The following is a 3,929-nucleotide window of genomic DNA, read 5'->3' as shown; positions in this document are numbered from 1 at the left end:
GACCAAGGTGATTATTATGCCTTGATCTGATCACTACATATTCTATAAGTTCAATTTATAATGATCTTGCCGTGGTATTAGTGGTGCAATTCAGCATTTAGCAGGCATGAAAGACTCAAAAATTATTGTGGCCATAAATAAAGACCCAGATGCGCCTATTTTCCAAGTGGCTGATTACGGTTTAGTTGCTGATTTATTTGATGTATTACCTGAACTTGAACAAGCTTTATAAAGTTTAATAACCACAGCATTAATAAAGTTAAATATTCTGATTTAAAGCCGCCGTTTCATTCTTGATTCTGCGGCTTTTTTAATTCAATAACGCCACTTATCTAAATTACTTGCGCTTGGCTTTTTTTTATAACAAAATGACAGCGTTGTCATTTGTAGTCATACAAATTATTAAATAGGAGCCAAAATGACAAGGTATAAAGCGCTTGATGCTATGCGGGGGTTAACCATCGCATTAATGATACTGGTAAATACACCGGGTTCGTGGTCCCACGTGTATGCACCTTTACTTCATGCCGATTGGCATGGGTGTACACCAACGGATGTAATTTTTCCGTTTTGCATGTTTATTATTGGCTCTGCGATGTTTTTTTCATTTAAAAAAACCAACAGCACAGCTAATGCAAGCCAAGTGTTACGGCTGATAAAACGAGGAGCAATTATTTTTGCTATTGGCTTAGCGTTAAATATTTATCCCTTTACCACGAGCATTGAAAACTTAAGAATACTGGGCGTATTACAGCGAATAGGCATTGCCTATATTTTAGCGTCTATCTGTGTATTGTTACTCAACAGGCGAGGGGTGATCAGCTTATCGGTTGTTATTTTAATTGCATATTGGTTACTGCTTTTAAGTGTTGGTTCTAATAATGCCTATACACTAGAGAACAACCTGGTTAGATCGGTTGATATAGCGGTATTAGGTGAATCGCATTTGTGGCAAGGTAAAGGATTAGCGTTTGATCCAGAAGGGCTTTTGAGCACCTTACCAAGTGTAGTAAGTGTTTTATTTGGCTTTGAGGTTACCCGTTTACTTACCAGCTCTAGCAGTCAATGGACAAGTATTAAGCGTTTGTTGGTCATTGGGGTTGTTGGTATCGCTTTAGGGCAATTAGGCTCGCTGATTATGCCAATAAATAAATCGCTTTGGACCAGTACCTTCGTTATTTACACCTCAGGGATTGCCTGTATTGTACTGGCCTTTTTTGTGTGGCTTTGCGACATAGTAAAACCCGAACGTCTTGTTAATCCATTAATTGTGTATGGCTCGAATCCGTTGTTTATTTATGTGTTATCGGGTGTGTGGGTACTGAGCTATTCACTGGTTAATATTGGCGAGCTAAACTTGGGGGATTGGATGTATCAGCAACTCGCTTTAGTTATGAGCACTAAATTGGCATCGTTCACCTTTGCTTTATTACATGTTATTGGCTTTTGGTTAATTTCAAATATGCTTTATAAGCGAAAGATATTTATAAAGATTTAGGACAATAAAAAACCAACCCGTAGGTTGGTTTTTTTATTTAACGTTACTAAGCGTGGCTTAGTACGTTGCGCTGCCTTTAGTACGAGGGAATGCAATTACATCACGTACGTTACCCATACCGGTAACATAAGCAACTAAGCGCTCAAACCCTAAACCAAAGCCAGAGTGTGGCACGCTACCGTATTTACGTAGGTCGCGGTACCAGCTGTAGTCTTCTTTGTTTAAGCCCATTTCTTCAAGGCGTGCATCTAATACATCAAGACGCTCTTCACGTTGTGAACCACCAATGATCTCACCAATGCCAGGTGCTACTACGTCCATAGCCGCAACAGTTTTGCCGTCTTCGTTTTGACGCATGTAAAATGCTTTAATATCGCGCGGGTAGTTTTTAATAACAACCGGTGCTTTAAAGTGTTCTTCTGCTAGGTAACGCTCGTGCTCAGACTGTAAATCTACACCCCATTCAACAGCGTACTCAAATTTCTTGCCACACGCTTTTAGAATTTCTACAGCGTCTGTGTAATCAACTTGTGCGAAGTCTTTTTCAACAAATTCTTCTAAACGGCTAATGGCTGTTTTTTCGATACGTTGAGCAAAAAACTCCATGTCGTCACGGCGTTCTTCAAGTACGGCTTTAAACACGTACTTAAGCATGTTTTCAGCCAATTTTGCGATATCTTCTAAATCAGCAAACGCAACTTCTGGCTCTACCATCCAAAATTCAGCTAAGTGGCGAGATGTATTTGAATTCTCTGCACGGAACGTAGGACCAAAGGTGTAAATTTTTGACATAGCTGATGCATATGTTTCACCGTTTAGCTGGCCAGATACCGTTAGGAATGCTTCTTTACCAAAAAAGTCTTCGCTGTAATCAATTTCGCCTTTATCTGTCATTGGCAGGTTTTGCATATCAAGGGTTGATACGCGAAACATTTCACCTGCGCCTTCACAGTCACTGGCTGTGATGATTGGTGTGCTGATCCAGTAAAAACCTTGCTCATGGTAAAAACGATGAATCGCTTGCGCTAAACAGTTACGTACACGCGTTACTGCGCCAATCATGTTGGTGCGCGGGCGAAGGTGAGCGTGCTCACGTAAATACTCAATGCTGTGGCGCTTAGCCGACATTGGGTAAGTATCTGGATTTTTAACCCAACCTAACACAGTCACTGAGTTAGCTTGAATTTCGAAAGATTGCCCTTGTCCTGCTGATTGTACTAATACACCGGTAACCGACACAGAACAGCCTGCTGTTAAGCTTGTAACTTCATCATAATTATTCAGTGAATTAGGAACTACCGCTTGAATAGGATCAAAACACGAACCGTCATGAACGGCTAAAAATGATATTCCTGCTTTTGAATCGCGGCGTGTACGGATCCAGCCTTTAATGGTTACTTGGCTGTCTACCGCAACATTGCCTTTTAATAGCTCTGAAATCGCTAAATGGCTCATCTTCACTCCAATGATATAAGTTGCCTAACTATATAAATTAACTGTGCGTTACTCATGCATTTATGTATGTAAGGTCACTGCACTTGAACCTTGTATAATACCTAGTAAAGTAAAATAAAAAAACTGTTGTGGGCAACTCTTTAAAAGTTTTTAGTCATGCGCGGTTTTTTTAACCAATTTTTAGTGTTAAATGGCTACTATTACCATTTGTTACTCTGAAAATTCATCAATTTGTGGCATTATTAGTAATCAAACCGAATTAACGTTTACCATTAATAAAAAATGGATGCTATGAAACAAGTTTTTATTTTACGAGGACTGCCAGGCAGTGGTAAGTCATATTATGCGCAAAATCTCGCTGACGAATTATCGGGCGCAGATGAAAGCAATTATTTTATTTGCTCAACAGATGATTACTTTGTAAACGAGCAGGGTGAGTATCATTTTGATAAGTTTAAATTATCGCAATACCACAACCTAAACCTAGCACGTTTTATTAACGCGTTAGCACAAGGTATTGAACTGGTTATTGTTGATAACACTAACATTAAAAAATGGGAATTCATTGCCTATTCGCAAGCAGCGATAGCTTTAGGGTATCAAGTAAAAGAAGTGATTGTTGGTGAAGTAAAAGACAAATCAATGCAGCACTTATATGCCAAGCGCAACAGCCATAACATACCGCTTAAAACCATTAGTAAAATGGCCTACATGTTTGAGTGGTAATTATTAAATGTTAGCTAATACGTCTATATCAGCGTGGGTAATGGCATCTAAATGAGCGGTGATTTTTTCACTGCTCCAATCCCACCATGTAATCGCTAAAAGTTGATTGATAGTTGTTTCATTAAAACGCTTTTTTATTACTTTTGCAGGATTACCGCCTACAATGCTATAGGCCTGTCTCTTATACACAAGTCTTTGAATATCGATAAATCTGTGATCTAATCGATCATCATCACTCATAGATTTATCG

Annotated in this window: 3 protein-coding genes and 2 pseudogenes; 3 read left to right on the top strand and 2 right to left on the bottom strand. The window is 39.0% G+C overall.

Annotated features, from left to right (window positions below; all coding sequences use genetic code 11):
• Positions 1 to 73 precede the first annotated feature (73 nt).
• Positions 74 to 232: pseudogene (locus AAEY57_RS18925) on the top strand (electron transfer flavoprotein subunit alpha/FixB family protein); the annotation flags it as partial.
• 186 nt (positions 233 to 418) lie between these two features.
• Entirely contained in the window at positions 419 to 1,498 is a 1,080-nt protein-coding gene (locus AAEY57_RS18920; RefSeq protein ID WP_350608547.1) for an acyltransferase family protein, read from the top strand.
• Positions 1,499 to 1,555: 57 nt separating this feature from the next.
• Here the strand turns inward: AAEY57_RS18920 and asnS are convergent, their stop codons facing one another.
• Positions 1,556 to 2,953 (bottom strand): asparagine--tRNA ligase, encoded by a 1,398-nt coding sequence (gene asnS, locus AAEY57_RS18915; protein ID WP_350608546.1) that lies wholly within the window; start codon positions 2,951 to 2,953, stop codon positions 1,556 to 1,558.
• Between the two features lie 291 nt (positions 2,954 to 3,244).
• On the opposite strand from asnS, the gene AAEY57_RS18910 reads away from it, so the two are divergent.
• Positions 3,245 to 3,679, top strand: coding sequence for an AAA family ATPase (locus AAEY57_RS18910; protein WP_013464982.1), 435 nt, complete (start codon positions 3,245 to 3,247; stop codon positions 3,677 to 3,679).
• Positions 3,680 to 3,682: 3 nt separating this feature from the next.
• Here AAEY57_RS18910 and AAEY57_RS18905 read toward each other — a convergent pair.
• Positions 3,683 to 3,929 (bottom strand): annotated as a pseudogene (locus tag AAEY57_RS18905) (hypothetical protein); the annotation flags it as partial.

It is taken from the genome of Pseudoalteromonas sp. MER144-MNA-CIBAN-0113, from assembly GCF_040308965.1.
Lineage (GTDB): Bacteria > Pseudomonadota > Gammaproteobacteria > Enterobacterales > Alteromonadaceae > Pseudoalteromonas > Pseudoalteromonas tetraodonis.
The sequence above is the reverse complement of the archived record's forward strand: the minus strand, read 5'-3'. Positions and strand labels throughout refer to the sequence as shown.

Bases quoted from the DNA above. Each gene is read 5' to 3' on its own strand.
- AAEY57_RS18910 (WP_013464982.1), top strand. From the start codon at position 3,245: ATGAAACAAGTTTTTATTTTACGAGGACTGCCAGGCAGTGGTAAGTCA.
- asnS (WP_350608546.1), bottom strand. From the start codon at position 2,953: ATGAGCCATTTAGCGATTTCAGAGCTATTAAAAGGCAATGTTGCGGTA.
- AAEY57_RS18920 (WP_350608547.1), top strand. From the start codon at position 419: ATGACAAGGTATAAAGCGCTTGATGCTATGCGGGGGTTAACCATCGCA.